At 68.8% G+C, this 16122-nt stretch carries 15 protein-coding genes; 5 read left to right on the top strand and 10 right to left on the bottom strand.

Translation table 11 applies throughout. The features are described from left to right. Positions 1-12 precede the first annotated feature (12 nt). From ASE35_RS10455 to glyA, 4 genes are all read right to left on the bottom strand, one after another. On the bottom strand, positions 13-1221 hold the full coding sequence (locus ASE35_RS10455; RefSeq protein WP_057163796.1) for a hypothetical protein: 1209 nt from the start codon (positions 1219-1221) through the stop codon (positions 13-15). A gap of 42 nt (positions 1222-1263) precedes the next feature. Further along, positions 1264-1782: a transcriptional regulator NrdR gene (gene nrdR, locus ASE35_RS10450; protein ID WP_056179102.1), complete on the bottom strand. Its 519-nt coding sequence runs from the start codon at positions 1780-1782 to the stop codon at positions 1264-1266. 235 nt (positions 1783-2017) lie between these two features. Further along, positions 2018-2677: a TonB family protein gene (locus ASE35_RS10445; RefSeq protein WP_056179099.1), complete on the bottom strand. Its 660-nt coding sequence runs from the start codon at positions 2675-2677 to the stop codon at positions 2018-2020. After that, positions 2670-3923, bottom strand: coding sequence for a serine hydroxymethyltransferase (gene glyA, locus ASE35_RS10440; protein WP_056179097.1), 1254 nt, complete (start codon positions 3921-3923; stop codon positions 2670-2672). Before glyA ends, ASE35_RS10445 begins: the two co-directional genes overlap by 8 nt. A 211-nt stretch (positions 3924-4134) precedes the next feature. Between glyA and lpxO the strand changes: the two genes are divergently transcribed. The 5 genes from lpxO to ASE35_RS10415 all read left to right on the top strand — a co-directional run bounded on the left by lpxO (position 4135) and on the right by ASE35_RS10415 (position 9193). Next, positions 4135-5037 carry a lipid A hydroxylase LpxO gene (gene lpxO, locus ASE35_RS10435; RefSeq protein ID WP_057164009.1) on the top strand — a complete coding sequence of 301 codons (903 nt, stop codon included), beginning with the start codon at positions 4135-4137 and terminating at the stop codon, positions 5035-5037. A gap of 240 nt (positions 5038-5277) precedes the next feature. Beyond that, positions 5278-6939, top strand: a complete 1662-nt coding sequence (gene ettA, locus ASE35_RS10430) for an energy-dependent translational throttle protein EttA (protein ID WP_057163795.1) — start codon at positions 5278-5280, stop codon at positions 6937-6939. After that, a complete protein-coding gene (locus ASE35_RS10425) occupies positions 6936-7331 on the top strand; it encodes a hypothetical protein (protein WP_056179090.1) in 396 nt (131 codons plus the stop codon). Before ettA ends, ASE35_RS10425 begins: the two co-directional genes overlap by 4 nt. A 12-nt stretch (positions 7332-7343) precedes the next feature. Further along, positions 7344-8159: an orotidine-5'-phosphate decarboxylase gene (gene pyrF, locus ASE35_RS10420; protein ID WP_057163794.1), complete on the top strand. Its 816-nt coding sequence runs from the start codon at positions 7344-7346 to the stop codon at positions 8157-8159. 89 nt (positions 8160-8248) lie between these two features. Next, positions 8249-9193, top strand: coding sequence for an MBL fold metallo-hydrolase (locus ASE35_RS10415; protein WP_056179086.1), 945 nt, complete (start codon positions 8249-8251; stop codon positions 9191-9193). A 163-nt stretch (positions 9194-9356) separates the two neighbouring features. Here ASE35_RS10415 and ASE35_RS10410 read toward each other — a convergent pair whose 3' ends face one another. The 6 genes from ASE35_RS10410 to ASE35_RS10385 all read right to left on the bottom strand — a co-directional run bounded on the left by ASE35_RS10410 (position 9357) and on the right by ASE35_RS10385 (position 16077). Then, entirely contained in the window at positions 9357-10196 is an 840-nt protein-coding gene (locus ASE35_RS10410; protein ID WP_057164008.1) for a glycosyltransferase family 2 protein, read from the bottom strand. 37 nt (positions 10197-10233) lie between these two features. Continuing rightward, entirely contained in the window at positions 10234-11085 is an 852-nt protein-coding gene (locus tag ASE35_RS10405; RefSeq protein WP_057163793.1) for a glycosyltransferase family 2 protein, read from the bottom strand. A 156-nt stretch (positions 11086-11241) separates the two neighbouring features. Then, positions 11242-13464 (bottom strand): type II secretion system secretin GspD, encoded by a 2223-nt coding sequence (gspD, locus tag ASE35_RS10400; protein ID WP_056179077.1) that lies wholly within the window; start codon positions 13462-13464, stop codon positions 11242-11244. A gap of 10 nt (positions 13465-13474) precedes the next feature. Beyond that, positions 13475-14293 (bottom strand): hypothetical protein, encoded by an 819-nt coding sequence (locus ASE35_RS10395; protein ID WP_082611224.1) that lies wholly within the window; start codon positions 14291-14293, stop codon positions 13475-13477. Continuing rightward, complete coding sequence (gspM, locus tag ASE35_RS10390; RefSeq protein WP_235568699.1) at positions 14283-14951, bottom strand: type II secretion system protein GspM; 669 nt, start codon at positions 14949-14951, stop codon at positions 14283-14285. Before gspM ends, ASE35_RS10395 begins: the two co-directional genes overlap by 11 nt. Continuing rightward, complete coding sequence (locus tag ASE35_RS10385; protein ID WP_056179070.1) at positions 14941-16077, bottom strand: PilN domain-containing protein; 1137 nt, start codon at positions 16075-16077, stop codon at positions 14941-14943. Before ASE35_RS10385 ends, gspM begins: the two co-directional genes overlap by 11 nt. Between the last annotated feature and the right edge of the window lie 45 nt (positions 16078-16122).

Raw genomic sequence — 16122 nt, 5'->3', positions numbered from 1 at the left:
CTCCTGTACTAGTCACTGCCGTACATAGCGACCGCGGATCTGCGGCGATATCAGATCGCCATCGTCCTGGGTCAGGATCATTTGCTCGAAAGACGGCGGCCGCGCCGCCGCGGTGTCGAGGCGGATCGCGAACACCCGGCCCTGGCCCTCATCCAGCGCCAGGGTTTCGCTTGGCCGATCGGGCGCCTGCAGGACCACGCGTTGCAGACGCGCACCCGGTCGTTGCAAGGCCAGGGCCCAACCGCCAGGACTGGTCTGGGCGCTCGCACTGCGACCATCGGAATACACGAACTCGACGCCGATGCCCTCGGCCCGGTAGCCACGCTGCGGATCGCCGACGACAACCGCATAGCCGCTGGGCTTGGCGGCCGCGGACGGCGGCAGACAGCCCGTCGTATCGAATTGGGGTTGGCGCAGCTGCGGCGGGGCGCGGCCGGCCAGCGCGTGCAATTCGCCGACGCGCTGGTATTGCCGCAGGTAGGCGCGCACCGCGCGGTCGGCGGCTTCCATCTCGTCGACGGGAGCCGCGTGGCCGGGCGACTGCATGGCCTTGGCCTCGTTCGCCGCGGCGGCCGCGGCCGCCGCGGCCGCGTCCGTCGCCGACGGCATCGGCGGCGGCAAGGGGTCGTAGGCAGCAGCGGATCCCGCCTTGCGCTTGATCGCCGTGGCGGCCGCCGCCTCCACCGCCAGGCGCGACCGCTCCAGGGCAGCCAACTCCGGCGTCAGGGCCGCCTCGGCGGCGGCGCGATGCGCCGGGTCGGCCGGATCGTTCGCAGGCTGGGCCACCAGGGCCTCGGTTTCGGCCTGAGCCAGGCCGAGCCGGTAGGTCTGCGCGAAGCCGCATGCGCGTTCGGCCATCGCGTCGCGCTGTTCCTGCGCAAACTCTTCCAGGCGCCGCTGCGCGTCCTGATTCCACGGCAGCACCTGATCGAGCGAGAACAGCGGCTTGCCTTCGGCCGGCGCTTGCATGGTCAGCACCACCCTATCCGCGCCCACATTCCAGATGCCGCTGGCGGACTCGACCATCAGGCCGTAGCTCAGGCTCCACTCGAAGCGGCCGTCGGGCCTGAGCTCCAGTTCGGAGCCGGCATCGGCCACGCCTTCCAGGACGTAGTGCCCGGCCAACGCCGCGCGTTGGCGGTCTTGGATCGGATCGGCGGCCTGGGCGCCGGCCGCGAGCAAGCTCAGGGCGAGCAGCGAAAATTTCAATGCGTTCGACATGCGCGAACTCCTTTCGGCGCGTGACAGGGGCTCGCGCTCGGTTCAGCGCTTCTTCTTATCCGGACGCGGTTCGTCCTCGCCCAGCAACGGCAACTGCGCGTCGCCCGGGATATCGCGTTCCAGGCGATCGAGCTCCTCGCGGAAATCGGCCACGTCCTCGAACGAGCGGTAGACCGAGGCGAAGCGCACGTAGCCGACGTGGTCGAGCTTACGCAGCTCGGCCATCACGAACTCGCCGACCCGCCGCGAAGCCAGTTCGCGCTCGGCGGTCATGCGCAGCTGGTGCACGACCGCGCGCACCGCCGCTTCGATCTGCTCCTCCGACACCGGCCGCTTCTGCAGCGCACGGTCGAAGCCCACGCGCAGCTTGCGCGCGTCGAAGGCTTCGCGGCGGCCGTCGCCCTTGATGATCATCGGCAGTTTCAGCTCGATCGTCTCGAGCGTGCTGAAGCGCTCTCCGCAGGCCTCGCAGACGCGGCGACGGCGGATGGTGGCGCCGTCGTCGGACACGCGCGAATCGATCACGCGGGTGTCCTGGTGCTGGCAGAAGGGGCAATGCAAAGGATTAGCCTTGGCTGGACAGCAGCGGGGAATCGGCCTTCGCGTCGTTCATGCGCTCAGAACCGCGGGTACCGGTATTCGACGGATTCCACGCTGGCGACGGCAACGCCGCGAGACGTGGCGGGGACGAACGTCGCCGATCTTACTGCGGCCAGGGCCGCATCGTTGAACAAGGCTCGTGCGGACGACACGCCCATTGGGCTCATGGCTTCGTTTCGGCCGGTAGCGGAGGCGATCATTTATGCCGCCGAAACCCGTACTGCGGCCCATCCGGATAAAAACGCATGCTCACGTTGCCGTAGTCCGCCACCGGCCGACCATCGCTCAAGGCCGGCGTGTAGCTCACTTTCCGCGCGAATGCCAACGCGGGCGCGTGGAAAACCGGGTCGTTGCTGCAGATCACCATCGCATCGCGGGTGCGGCCCTTGGCGTCGATAATGACCTTGACCACCACCTCGCCGACCTTGTCGCCGGCGGCGGCGGGATACACCGCCTCGGGGCGGTTGTTCGGCTCCGGCGCGCGGCTGCCTTCCTGCGTGTAGGCGGCTTGCGCCTTGCCGCGATTGGCTTCCGACAACCACGGCACGCGGTTGCGCGCGTGGAAGTCCGAGATCTCGCGCCAGTTCGTTCGGTACGGCCCCGCTCCGGCGGACAGCTCGCACATCGGGATGTAGTAGGTCTCCGTCATCCCGATGCTTTCGCGCATGTCAGGCAGCGGCGGCGGCGTGGGCGCGTTGATCTCGACGATCGTCGCTTCGGCGGCTTCGGCCGGCGTCAGCGTCCTGTACTCGATCGCCGGCGGCGGCTCTGTCCCGGCCGGCGGCGCCTCGGCGGCTTGCACGCTCAGGCATGCAAGCCAGCCGACCATCGCCAGCCGGAAACCGGCCTTAGCCATACACCGGGAACTGCGCGCACTGCTTGGTCACGTTCTCGCGCACGCCGGCGATGACCTTCTCGTCGGTGGGGTGGTCGAGCACGTCGCACATCCACTCGGCCAGCGCCACGCAGTCGGCTTCCTTGTAGCCGCGGGTGGTGACGGCCGGGGTGCCGATGCGCAGGCCCGAGGTCACGAACGGCTTCTGCGGGTCGTTCGGCACGGCGTTCTTGTTGACCGTGATGTGGGCCTTGCCCAGCGCTTCCTCGGCGGCCTTGCCGGTGATGCCCTTGCCGATCATGTCGACCAGCATCAGGTGGTTCTGGGTGCCGCCGGAAACGATCTTGTAACCGCGCGCGATGATGGTCTTGGCCATCGCCTGCGCGTTCTTGACCACCTGGGCCTGGTAGTCCTTGAACTCCGGCTCCAGCGCTTCCTTGAACGCGACCGCCTTGGCCGCGATCACGTGCATCAGCGGACCGCCCTGGATGCCCGGGAACACGATGCTCTGCAGCTTCTTGACCAGGTCCTCGGAGGCGTCCTTGGCGACGATGATGCCGCCGCGCGGGCCGCGCAGGGTCTTGTGGGTGGTCGAGGTGACCACGTGCGCATGCGGGACCGGGCTGGGGTAGACGCCGGCGGCGATCAGGCCGGCGACGTGGGCCATGTCCACGAACAGGTAGGCGCCGATCTTGTCGGCGATGGCGCGGAAGCGCGCCCAGTCGACCACCTGCGAGTACGCGGAGAAACCGGCCACGACCATCTTGGGCTTGTGCTCCAGGGCTAGACGCTCGACTTCGTCGTAATCGATCAGGCCCTGGTCGTTGACGCCGTACTGGACGGCGTTGAACAGTTTGCCGCTGGCGTTGACCTTGGCGCCGTGGGTGAGGTGGCCGCCGTGGGCCAAGCTCATGCCCAGGATGGTGTCGCCGGGGTTGAGCAGGGCGAAGTAGACGGCCTGGTTGGCCTGCGAGCCCGAATGCGGCTGGACGTTGGCGTAGTCGGCGCCGAACAGTTCCTTGACCCGGTCGATCGCCAGTTGCTCGGCGATGTCGACGTACTCGCAGCCGCCGTAATAGCGCTTGCCCGGGTAGCCCTCGGCGTACTTGTTGGTGAGCACGCTGCCCTGCGCTTCGAGCACGCGCGGGCTGGCGTAGTTTTCCGAGGCGATCAGTTCGACGTGGTCTTCCTGGCGACGCGCCTCGGCGGCGATGGCCTGGGCGAGTTCGTCGTCGAATCCGGCAATACGGGTCTGGCTGGGGAACATTCGCGGCCTCGGAGGGTAAAACGGACGGGGGGAGAGGGGTGCGCCGCGTCAGGCCCAGGCCGGCGTTAACCTACGAGCAGGCTTGACGTAAGACTTGAAATGTTAGCCTAGGGGCGTATGGCGGCCAACCGCCATGATGGGCCCGCAGGCCCCGGAGCGCCCGAAACCGCTCCCGCACCCCCACCCCACCGCTTTGTTGGATGTCCCGACCGTGAAATGGGTCTTCGTCTTCCTGTTCCTGGCCAGCGCCGTGTACGTGCACCTGCGCGGCAAGGTACGCCACCGTCTGGGGCGGCAGCTGCTGGACCATTCGACCTTCATGGCCCCGATCAACGTGCTGATGTACGCCTGCTCGCGGGTGCCGACCAGCCCCTACATCGAGCCGGACCGGCATTTCCCCGAACTCGAGCCGCTGCGCGCGCGCTGGCGCGAAATCCGCGAGGAAGCCCTGCACCTGCGCGAGCTGCAGCACATCAAGGCCGCCGACGGCTACAACGACGTCGGCTTCAACTCGTTCTTCCGCCGCGGCTGGAAGCGCTTCTATCTGAAGTGGTACGACGAGGCCCACCCCTCGGCCGCCGAGCTGTGCCCGCGCACCACCGAGCTGCTGCGCCAGATCCCGGCGGTCAAGGCCGCGATGTTCGCCGAGCTGCCCCCGGGCGGCGAGCTGCGCCCGCACCGCGACCCCTTCGCGGGCTCGCTGCGCCTGCACCTGGGCCTGGACACGCCCAACGACGACGCCTGCTTCATCGACGTCGACGGCCAGCGCTACAGCTGGCGCGACGGCGAGTGGACCATGTTCGACGAGACCTACATCCATTGGGCCCAGAACGGCTCGCAGGCCAACCGCATCATCCTGTTCTGCGATATCGAGCGGCCGATGCGCTTCGCCTGGGCGCGCGGCCTGAACCGCTTCGTGGCCAAGAATTTCATCGCCGCGGGCGCCTCGCCGAACATGGAAGGCGACAAGACCGGCGGCATCAACCGCCTGTTCAAGTACTTCTACGCCCTGCGCCTGAAGGCCAAGGGCCTGCGCGAGCGCAACAAGCCCCTGTATTACGCTCTCAAATACGCCCTGGTGCTGGCGGCGATCGGCTTCGTGATCTGGCTCTAACCCCCGCCTTGGGATAGGAGCGGCGTAAGCCGCGACCACGCAAACAGGCCTCCCGGCGCAAGCCAGGCCCCTCGGCGCCCGCTCCGCCTGCCTCCGACGGGGCCTGCCGCCCCATCGGATCCCCCACCGCCCCGCCCCGCGCTGGAACCCCGCCCGCGCCTGCGGGATAATTACCGCTTCCCGCCTCGCCCCTCCGGCCATCCCCGGCCCGGCTCGGCGCGCCCATGCTTCGGAGTCCGCATGCAATACATCTACACCATGAACGGCGTCAGCAAGACCGTGCCGCCGAAGCGCCAGATCATCAAGGACATCTCGCTGTCGTTCTTCCCGGGCGCCAAGATCGGCCTGCTCGGTCTGAACGGCGCCGGCAAGTCGACGGTGCTGAAGATCATGGCCGGCGTCGACCAGGACTTCACCGGCGAAGCGCGTCCGGCCAACGGCATCAAGGTCGGCTATCTGGCCCAGGAGCCGCAGCTGGATCCGGCCCACACCGTGCGCCAGGCGGTGGAAGTCGGCCTGGGCGAGATCATCAACGCCCAGGCCGCGCTGGACGCGGTCTACGCCGCCTACGCCGAGGAAGGCGCCGACTTCGACAAGCTGGCCGCCGAACAACAGCGCCTGGAGTCGATCCTGGCCGCCGGCGATGCGCACACCCTGGAGAACCAGTTGGAAGTCGCCGCCGACGCGCTGCGCCTGCCGCCGTGGGAAGCCATCGTCGGCAACCTGTCGGGCGGCGAGAAGCGCCGCGTCGCGCTGTGCCAGCTGCTGCTGCAGAAGCCCGACATGCTGCTGCTGGACGAACCCACCAACCACCTCGACGCCGAATCGGTCGAATGGCTGGAGCAGTTCCTGGCCCGCTACACCGGCACCGTGGTGGCCGTCACCCACGATCGCTACTTCCTCGACAACGCCGCCGAGTGGATCCTCGAGCTCGACCGCGGCCGCGGCATTCCGTGGAAGGGCAACTACACCGACTGGCTGGTGCAGAAGGACGAGCGCCTGAAGCAGGAAGAGAACCAGGAAAAGTCGCGCCAGAAGGCGATCCAGAAGGAGCTCGAGTGGGCGCGCAGCAACGCCAAGGGCGGCCGCAGCAAGGGCAAGGCCCGTCTTGCGCGCATCGATGAGCTGCAGTCGGTCGATTACCAGAAGCGCCAGGAAACCAACGAGATCTTCATTCCGCCGGGCGAGCGCCTGGGCAACAAGGTCATCGAGTTCAAGAACGTCAACAAGAAGTTCGGCGACCGCCTGCTGATCGAGGACCTGAGCTTCAGCGTGCCGCCGGGCGCGATCGTCGGCATCATCGGCCCCAACGGCGCCGGCAAGTCGACGCTGTTCAAGATGATCATCGGCAAGGAACTGCCGGACTCGGGCACCATCGAGACCGGCCCGACCGTCAAGCTGGCCTATGTCGACCAGAGCCGCGAGGCCCTGACCGGCAACCACAACGTGTTCCAGGAAGTCTCCGGCGGCCTCGACATCCTCAACATCAACGGCATCGAGATCCAGTCGCGCGCCTACATCGGCCGCTTCAACTTCAAGGGCCAGGACCAGCAGAAGATGGTCGGCTCGCTGTCGGGCGGCGAACGCGGCCGTCTGCACATGGCCAAGACCCTGCTGCAGGGCGGCAACGTGCTGCTGCTGGACGAACCGTCCAACGACCTCGACATCGAAACCCTGCGCGCGCTCGAAGATGCCCTGCTCGAATTCCCGGGCAACACCTTCGTGATCTCGCACGATCGCTGGTTCCTGGATCGCATCGCGACCCACATCCTGGCCTTCGAAGGCGACTCGCACGTCGAGTTCTTCCAGGGCAACTACCGCGAGTACGAGGAAGACAAGAAGCGTCGCATGGGCGAGGAAGGCGCCAAGCCGCATCGCCTGCGCTTCAAGGCGCTTAAGTGACGCGAGGCCTGGCCGGCCTCCTGCTCGCAGCCTGCCTGGTCTCGGCAGGCTGCGACGGCAGTTTGAAGTTGTCCGGCCAGGTCGTCGGCCCCACCGGTACGCCGATGGCGCGAGTTCCGGTGTATCTGTTCGTGTCGGATCGTGCCGATACGTACGACCCGGTGTTGTGGACCGATGCGCAAGGTCGCTTCGGACTGCAGCGAACGGACTGCACCTGCGACTTCCCCATCGAACTGATCGCCACACACCCCGATTTCGGCATAGGCCGGCACGCGACCACGCACAAGGCGCTGGGAAACGGCGATAGCGCGCCCATCGTCATCCGCCTGATGCCGCGACCGAAGCCGCCGAGTTACGGAGAGGCCGATCAGGCCTCTCCTCCTAACGGATAAGCAGGACTCGCCATGAGCCGATTCATCGCCGACTTGAAGCAACGCTGGACCCAGGCCGACTCGCTGGTCTGCGTCGGCCTCGATCCCGAACCGGCCAAGTTTCCGGCGCGCTTGGCCGCCGATCCGGACGCGGTGTTCGGGTTCTGCCGCGACATCGTCGATGCCACGGCGCAGTACGCCTGCGCGTTCAAGCCGCAGATCGCGCATTTCGCCGCGCTCGGCGCCGAGGATGCGCTGACGCGCCTGATCGCCCACATCCACACCGCGCATCCCGGCATCCCGGTGATCCTGGACAGCAAGCGCGGCGATATCGGTAGCACCGCCCAGCACTACGCGAGCGAAGCCTTCGATCGCTATGCGGCCGATGCGGTCACCGCCAATCCCTACCTCGGCCGCGATTCGGTGCAGCCGTTCCTGGATCGCGCCGATCGCGGCGTGGTCGTGCTCTGCCGCACCTCCAATCCGGGCGCGGGCGACCTGCAGGACCTCATGGTCGACGGCCGTCCGCTGTACCAGCACGTCGCCCATAAGGTCGCGCACGAATGGAACGCGCACGGCAATTGCGCGCTGGTGGTCGGCGCGACCTGGCCGGCGCAGTTGCGCGAGGTGCGCGCGATCGTCGGCGACGTCCCCTTCCTGGTGCCTGGCGTGGGCGCCCAGGGCGGCGACGTCGAGGCGGTGGTGAGCAACGCCAAGACCGCCGATGGCAGCGGCCTGATGGTGAGCTCCTCGCGCGCGATCCTGTACGCGTCCTCGGGTGAGGACTATGCCGAGGCCGCCGCGACCGCGGCGCGCGCCCTGCGCGACCAGATCAATGCCTTCAGGTGAGCAGTAACGAGTAGCTAGTAACGAGGAACCAGTAGAGGCACCATGGCTCTACTAGTCACTAATTACTCTTCATTTAGTTACTGCTCCCCATGGATCGCCACCGCCGTCGCCTGCTCGCCGCCGCTCCATTCGGGCTCGCTGCCGGCGCCTGTCCGGCCCTGCCCGCGCTCGCCAGCGCGATCGCGCGCAAGCGCACGCGCCTGATCCTGCTCGGCACCGCCGGCGGCCCCACGCCCAAGGCCTTGCGCGCGGCGCCGGCCAGCGCGGTGGTGATCGACGACGCGGTCTACGTGGTCGACTGCGGCAACGGCGTTGCGCGGCAGCTGGCCCTGGCCGGCCTGTCGCTGGGCGCGATCGCCGACGTCTTCGTCACCCATCACCACTCCGATCACAACGCCGACTACGGCAATCTGCTGTGGCTGGCCTGGGCCGCGGACCTGCGCCATCCGGTCGACACCTGGGGGCCGCCGCCGCTCAAGCGCATGACCCGGCAGTTCCTGGCCATGAACCAGGCCGACATCCGTACCCGCATCGAAGACGAAGGCCGCGCGCCGCTGGCGCCGATGATCCGCGCCCACGAGCTCACCCGCGGCGGCGTGGTGATGCGCGACCAGCGGGTGAAGGTGACCGCGGCGCTGGTCGAGCATCCGCCGGTCGCGCCCGCGTTCGCCTATCGCTTCGACGGCCCCGACCGTTCCATCGTGTTCTCGGGCGACACCCGGCCCTCGCCGGCGCTGGTCGAACTGGCGCGCGGCGCCGACGTGCTGGTGCACGAGGTGATGTACCTGCCGGCGCTGGAGCGCCTGATCGCCAGCGAAGCGCAGGCCGCGCGCCTGCGTCAGCATCTGCTCGACAGCCACACCACCACCGAACAGGTCGGGCGCCTGGCCAGCGAGGCCGGCGTCAAAACCCTGGTGCTGAATCACTTCGTGCCGGGCGGCGACGCCTCGCTGACCGATGCGGTGTGGCGCGAAGCGGTGGCGCCGCATTTCAGCGGCGAGCTGATCGTGGGGCGGGATTTGATGGAGATTTGATGGAGGTTTGAGTGCAGGAGCAAATCCCCTCTAGCCCCCCTTTTTCAAAGGGGGGAACAGCAACAGCTCTTCAAAGAACGGGCCGGCAACAACTTGGCCCCGCTTTTGATCCCCCCCTTTGAAAAAGGGGGGCTAGGGGGGATTTGCTTTGGCTTTGGCCGTATCAGCGCAGCCAAGCACGCACGGCCGCGATGGGGAATCGCAGCCAGATCGCCGCGAACACGCCCACCCGGGTCGCGAAACCGCGACGCGCGTATTCGAACTTGCGGAAGTAACGCCACAGCCCGCGGTGCTTGTGCCACTCCACGAACAGCGGCCGTGAGCGGCTGGACACGCCGCGCACGTGGAGCACGCGCACGCCGTTGGCCACCGCGACGGTGGCGCCGGCCTCGCGCGCGCGCCGGCACAGGTCCAGGTCTTCGGCGTGCAGGCGATAGCCCGGATCGAAACCGCCGATGCGCTCGAACAATGCGCGCGGCATCAGCATCAGGGCGCCGGACACCGCCTGCACGCGTTGCAAGGCCTGGCTGTCGTCGGGCGCGAGGTTGAGCGCAGCGCTGGGCGCGCGCCGCAGCGCGCCGGCCAGCATGCCGGCGAAGTCGGGATCGTTGCGCCGCGCCGCGCCGTCGCGCACGCCGTCGTCGTCGACCAGATCGGCGCCCAGCAGCGCCTCGCCCAACGGCGCGGCCAGCGCGCGCAGGCGCGCGAGCGCGTCGGCTTCGAGCAGGCAATCCGGATTCACGAACGCCAGCCAGCCCGTCGGCGCGCCGCCGAGATCGGCCACGCCCTGGTTGCAGCCGACGCCGAAGCCGGGATTGTCGGGATTGTCGATGAAACGCACGCGCGCGTCGCCGGCCGCGTGGCGCTGGACGATGTCCAAGGTGCCGTCGCTGGAGTGGTTGTCGACCACGCGGATCGCGCTCACGCCTTGCGCGGCGCGCAGGCGGCTGAGGCAGTCGTCGATGGTCGCCGCGCTCTGGTAGCTGACCACGATCGCGGCGATGCCGTCGTCGGGCGCCGCCGCGACGCGCGCAGGGGAATCAGGTGAAGAAGTCACGTTGCGGATCCGGTGGGCCGACGCCGTCGAGCAGCGCGGCCAGTCGTTCGCGCGAACCGCGTAGCGGGTCGCTCATCAAGAATCCCGCCAGACGCGCGTGCCAGTCCGGCCAGCGCACCGCCAGGTGGTCCATGTCGCCGTCGCAGGGCCCGCCCTCGCCGCGGCGAGCGACGAAGGCGGTCTCGCACAGCGCGTTGCGCCAGCCCAGGCCGGACAGGCGCAGCGACAGATCGGTGAGCGCGGCATACCAGGAGCCGTAGCTGGCGCCGTCGATGCCGCCGGCGCGCTTGCGCGCGCTGCCGCGCAGCAGCACGGCGTGGCCGATCGCGGCCGGCAGTTCCGGGTACAGGGCCGGCATGCCGGCGGCCGCGCGCGACAGCCGTTCCAGGTCGGCGGGCACCGCCTCGATCTCGCCGATGCGCGGCCAGGACGCGGCCTCGCCGGCGTTGCTCCAGGGGGTGGCGGTGGCGATCGCGCCGTCGGTGCTCAGGCAGGCGGCGAGCCGGCTGAGCCAGCCCGGCGCGGGGATCGCGTCCGGCGCCAGCACCGCCACGTCGGCATCGCCGCAGACCGCGAGCGCCTCGCCCAGGTGGGCGGCCTCGCCGATCGGGCGCTGGCGGCGGGTGTAGTCGGCCTTGAGCGGGGTGCGCGCCATCCAGCGTTCGACGATGGCATAGCCGCGCGGACCGGCCTGGGCGTCGTCGGCCAGCCAGACCCGGGTGCCCGGCGGCGTGCACGCGTCCAGCGCGGCCAGGCAGGCGTCCAGCGCGTCGTCGTCGACGCCGACCGGGACCACGACGATGGGCAGGCTGTTACTAGAAAGCGTTTCGGCCAAACGTCGCGGTCCGTAGCAGCCGGTATTGCCGCGATCTTAACCAAGAACCGTGGCGCCGGCTCGGCGGGCCTACGCGCCCGTTCGCGGGTATCGGCCTGCATCGCATCCGACGCATGCGATGCAGCACCGTTTCGCCTCAACGGACGCGCCCGGCTCTTACTTTTTCTTCTTAGGCGGGTTGAGCGGCTCCATGGCGCGGAACCGGCGGCTGTATTCGTCGGTCAGGTTGCGCGCTTCCTGTGGATTACGCACCAGGGTCGGCGTGATCAATATGATGGTTTCCCGCCGTTCGGTCTTGGAGCCTTGCGTTCCGAACAAGCCACCGATCACCGGTATGCGGCTCAACCCTGGGAAACCGGTGGAGCCACGCGTGACGCTGTCGGAGATCAAACCTGCAAGCAGGACCGTTTCGCCGCTCTGCACCGCCGCCTCGGTCTTGAGCTTGCGCGTGTTGATAGTGACGTTCTGACTGTTCGCGCGTAGCGGCGCACCAGCCGAACTGACTTCCTGGACGATATCCAGGAACACCATGCCGTCGCGGCTTACTCGTGGACGAACCTTCAGAATCACGCCCGTATCCAGGTACTGGACCTGGCTGTAGGTACTGTCGTTGTTGGAGCCTGGGTTGACCGTGACCGACTCGATCGGAATGCGGCTGCCAACGTTCAACGTGGCCTCGGCGTTATTACGCACAAACACGGAGGGTGTCTGCAACAGACGTACGTCCGTGACCTCGTCCAGCGCTGTGATCAACGCTGCCGCGTTGTTGCGGATCAGCGACCACGACAGGCCGTCGCCATTGACGCCGCCGATGCTGGCCGCGAGCGTGCTCCACTTCGGCGGCACCAGCGGGTTGGTTCGCCGATTGAGGTCGCCGAAACCATTATCGCTGGTGGCGCGATCGAGGAACCATTGCACGCCGTAGGACAGGTCGCCGGTCAACTCAACCTCTGCGACCTGAGCCTCTATGTGCACCTGCATCGGCATCACGTCGAGCTTGTCGATCACGTCGCGGATCGAACGCCAGGCGCCGGGGCTGCTGCGCACCAGCAGCGAATTGGTTTCCTCGACCGCGGCCACGCCCACACGCGCGCCGTCGATTTCCAAGGTGACCGCGCCGTTGCCGCTCTGGCGCGAGCCCAGCGACATCTCGCCGCCGCTGCCACCGCCGCCACCAGTGCCACCGTCCTTTCCGCCGATGTTGGCCACGGACCCGTTGGCGCCGTCCTGTAGCTCGACCGGATCCAGGCCTGGCATCAGAGAGGGCGAACCACCGCCCCCATCGCCGCCGCCGCTGCGGCCGCCGCCGAACACCTCCGACAAGCGCTGGGCGAGTTCCTTGGCCTTGATGTACTTGAGTTCGTAGGTGAACAACTGCATCTCACCGCCGGCGCCGTCGATGCGCTCCAGCCACTGCTGGATATCGTCGAGATAGTCGGCCTGGGTGCTGATCACCAGCACCGCGTTGGCGCCTTCCAGCGGCATGAAGCGGAACATGCCCGCGACCGGCGACTTGCTCTGCTCGCCGAACACCTTCTCCAGATCGGCCACCACCTTGGTCGCCTTGCCCGATTGCAGCGGGAACACGCCCACCGACATGCCCGACAGCCAATCGACGTCGAAGATCTCGATGGTGTGCAGGTAGTTCTCGAGCTCGGCGCGGCTGCCGCCGACGCTGATCACGTTGCGCGCGCCGTCGACGTTGATGATCGCGTTCGGACGCGCGTAAGGCTTGAGGATCTTCTCCATCTCGGTGGCCGAGATGTAACGCAACGGCACGGTGCGCACTTCGAAGCCGCGCGCGGTCGAGGCCGGATTAGTGCTGGGCGCGACGTTGCCGGCCAGGGCCTGATCGGCGGGCACCACGTTGTAGCGGCCGCCGCTGTAGACCAGGCGCGCGTTGTTCCAGCCCAGCACCATTTCCAGCAGGTTCATCGCCGCCGCCGGGCTGACCGGCTTGGGCGTGGACAGGGTCACCGTGCCCTGCACGCCCGGCGCGATCACGTAGTTCTGGCCCAGCATGTCGCCGAGGATGGCCTTGACCACGGCATGCAGCGACTCGCCTTCGAAATTGAAGGTGGCCGAACCGCTGGTGGCGCCAATGCCCGGAGGCGCTTCCGCCGCCGCGCTGCGGTTGATGACCTGGCCGGTGCCGCGCCGGATCTGCGCACGCGGGCCGCTGTCTTGCTCTGGCAGCGGTTGCGACGAAACGCCTTCGCTGGAAGAGGTGCCCGCAGCGGTAGCCTTGTCGGACAAGGCCGCCGGATTGGCATCGCGCCTGATGTTCGGGACCGGCACCGTAGAGCAGCCCGCCAGCAGACTGGCAATGGTGAGGCCAACGAGGGCGCGGGACGCGGTTGGGTTGTGACGTAGCTTCATGCGTTCACTCTCACGGCGTCTTGGCCGGGGGTTGCTGGGCTTGCTGTTGCCGCAATTGGGCGCGACGCGCCTCTATCCTTTTGCGGATGGCTTCCATCTGCGCCTGCTCGGTCATCGGTTCGCTACCGGCAGGGCTGACGACGGTGTTGCTGTTGGTCACGGGTGCGACCTGTCCAGGCGGGTTGGTCGAAGGCATCGGCCCGGCGGTGCTGCGCGCGACCGGCTGCGGCTGCGGTTGCGGCGGGGGCGGCGGCGCGCGCGTACCAGGCCCGGCCTGGTTAGGCGGCGGCACCGGCACAGCGACCGCGGTCGGCGGTTGACCGCCTTGCCCGTCGTACACGCGCAGATCCATCTCGCGCCGGCCTTCGGGGCCTTCGAACACGGCCTTGCGCGGATCCAGCGCGCTCAGGCGCCAGGCCGGGTGCGATTCCGGCACTTCGCCCAACTTGACCCGCACCGACTCGCTGCCGTCGGCCGGCTGCAGGATCGCCATCTTCAGATCCGGCGTGATCAGCACGCTGGTCAGCACGTAGTCGAAGGTGTTGGCCTGCGCGGTCTCGTCGCCCTTGCCCTGGACGAAGAACGCGCGCGGCCGGCGATCGTCCATCAACAGCGGACGCGCGGCGATTTCGCCGTACTGGGTGAGCGGACCGATACGCGGCTTGGCCGGCGCGCGCGACTGCGGCAGCGCCTGAACCAGGCTGGCATCGTCGTCCAACAGCCGGGTCTGGCGCCCCATGCCGGCCAGGGCCAGCAGCCAGGCCAGCACGGCCCAGCCGGCCACCGTGGCCAGCAACCAAGTACGGGGGCTGGCGGCGTCAAGACGCATCGGCGGCCCCCGGAATGTTGGCCTTGGGCGCGGGCGTCGCGGCCGCGGGGCCGGGGCGCAGGTAGCCGTAGAGGTCGAAGCTCACGTCGATGCCGCCGTCGGACGAGGGCCGGCCGGTGCCGGGCACGAAATAGCCGCGCGCCGACAGCAGATTGAGATTGCCCACGAACAAACGCGGCGAACCGGTCTCCAGCGAATGCAGCACGGCCGCGGTCTCGCCGGTGCCGCAACGCAGGCGCACCTGCACGACCACGCGCGCGTATTTGTCGCGGCGACTGTTGTCGGCCAGCGGCGAGCGGTTGTCGATGCGGCAGCTGCGGTTGCCCGGGCTGGCCTGGGCGACTACGTTCTCCAGGCGCTGCACCAAGGACGCGCTGGCCAGTTCGGCCGAGGCCTCGGGCAGGAAGCCCGGCAGCCCGGCCTGTTGCTGGCGCACTTGCTGCAAACGCTGCTGCACCTGCGGCGCCTGCTGCAACTGCATGCGCTGGCGCAGCTCGCGCTCCTTCAGGTCTTCCAGGCGTTCGTTGGCTTCCAGCATCGGCACTGTCCACCACGGGTGCACCAGCACCGCGTAGGCCAGCGCGAGCGCGGCCAACAGCAGGCCCAGCGCCGCCCAGCGGTCGCGTTCGATACCGCCGATCTTCAGCTCATTGGCCACGGGCGGCCTCCGCTCGCGGCGGACCGATCTCGGCGGTCAGGGTGAAACGGTCGCGGCCGCTGGTGGGGTCGGGCTGGACCGCGCCGGTCAGGGCCGGCGAGCGCCACAGCTGGGTGCCCTGCAGGCGCGCGATCAAGGAAGAGGCTTCGCGGCTGAGGCCGATCAGCAACAGGCTGTTGTCCTCGATCGCGAGTTTTTCCAGGTAGGTGCTGTCGGGCAGGCGCTTGCTGAGTTCGTCGATCAGTTCGATCGTGCTCGGACGCTCGGCGCGGGTGCGATCGAGGAAGGCCTGGCCTTCGATCAGTCCGATCAGTTCCTGGCGCTGCGCGGCGGCGTTGCGCGCGGCGACGGCGTGGCTGGCGATGGTCTGCTCCAGGGCGTCGGCGGCGCTGCGGCGGTTGGCCAGCAACTGCCACATGGTCGCGGCGATCGCGACCAACGCGACCGCGGCCAGGGCCAGGTTCCACAGCCGGAACGGATCGCTGTGGCTGCGGCGCTGCGCGGGCGGCAGCAGGTTCACGGCCAGCGGCATGCCGTCGGCGCCGGCGACATCGACACCGGCCAGGCTGTCGGCGAGCGGACCGATCGCCGCCAGTTGCGGGGTCAGGGCCTGGCGCGGCACCGCCACCAGTTCGGCGTCGAGCTGGCCGTCGGCATCGCGGCGCGCGAGCACGCGCGCGTCGAACGCGACCGCGTCGGCGGTGAAGGGGGTTTGGCGGTCGATCTCGAAACCGACCACGTCGCGCAGGCGCTCGGCCGCGGCGGCCGGCAAGGCCAGGCGACGGCGCAGGCTGCTCGCGGCCGGCAGCAGCAGCCAGCGCGGCAGATCCGCCAGACCGGACGGCAGCAGCGGCGCCAGCGGATCGCTGGTGTGGGCGACCACCGCGTTCGGTCCGGCAAGCGCGGCCAGTTCGGCGGCGGCGGGGTCGGCGTAGCCCGCCAGCCCGGGCAGCACGCCCAGTTCGCGCAGTTCGGCGCCGCGCTGCAGCCGCAGCGACACGGCATCGCCCTGCACCTGCAGCAGCAAGCGGCCGCGGTCCATGCCCAGGGCCTGGCGCGCGCGCAGCGGCAGCCAGGCCGCGAGATTGCGCCCCCACCACGACAGGAAGCCGCCCGCGCCCGGCATCACGCGGCTGCCCAGACGTCGTAACGGATTGTCCGTCTGCCAGCT

It is taken from the genome of Lysobacter sp. Root916 (genome assembly GCF_001429785.1).
GTDB lineage: Bacteria > Pseudomonadota > Gammaproteobacteria > Xanthomonadales > Xanthomonadaceae > Lysobacter.
Note: the sequence above shows the minus strand (reverse complement) of the source record. Positions and strands in the feature narration are given on the sequence as shown.

Excerpts from the sequence above, each read along its gene's own strand:
- ASE35_RS10455 (WP_057163796.1), bottom strand. The coding sequence starts at position 1,221 with ATGTCGAACGCATTGAAATTTTCGCTGCTCGCCCTGAGCTTGCTCGCG.
- ASE35_RS10445 (WP_056179099.1), bottom strand. The coding sequence starts at position 2,677 with ATGGCTAAGGCCGGTTTCCGGCTGGCGATGGTCGGCTGGCTTGCATGC.
- glyA (WP_056179097.1), bottom strand. The coding sequence starts at position 3,923 with ATGTTCCCCAGCCAGACCCGTATTGCCGGATTCGACGACGAACTCGCC.
- ettA (WP_057163795.1), top strand. The coding sequence starts at position 5,278 with ATGCAATACATCTACACCATGAACGGCGTCAGCAAGACCGTGCCGCCG.
- pyrF (WP_057163794.1), top strand. The coding sequence starts at position 7,344 with ATGAGCCGATTCATCGCCGACTTGAAGCAACGCTGGACCCAGGCCGAC.
- ASE35_RS10415 (WP_056179086.1), top strand. The coding sequence starts at position 8,249 with ATGGATCGCCACCGCCGTCGCCTGCTCGCCGCCGCTCCATTCGGGCTC.
- gspD (WP_056179077.1), bottom strand. The coding sequence starts at position 13,464 with ATGAAGCTACGTCACAACCCAACCGCGTCCCGCGCCCTCGTTGGCCTC.
- ASE35_RS10395 (WP_082611224.1), bottom strand. The coding sequence starts at position 14,293 with ATGCGTCTTGACGCCGCCAGCCCCCGTACTTGGTTGCTGGCCACGGTG.
- ASE35_RS10385 (WP_056179070.1), bottom strand. The coding sequence starts at position 16,077 with ATGCCGGGCGCGGGCGGCTTCCTGTCGTGGTGGGGGCGCAATCTCGCG.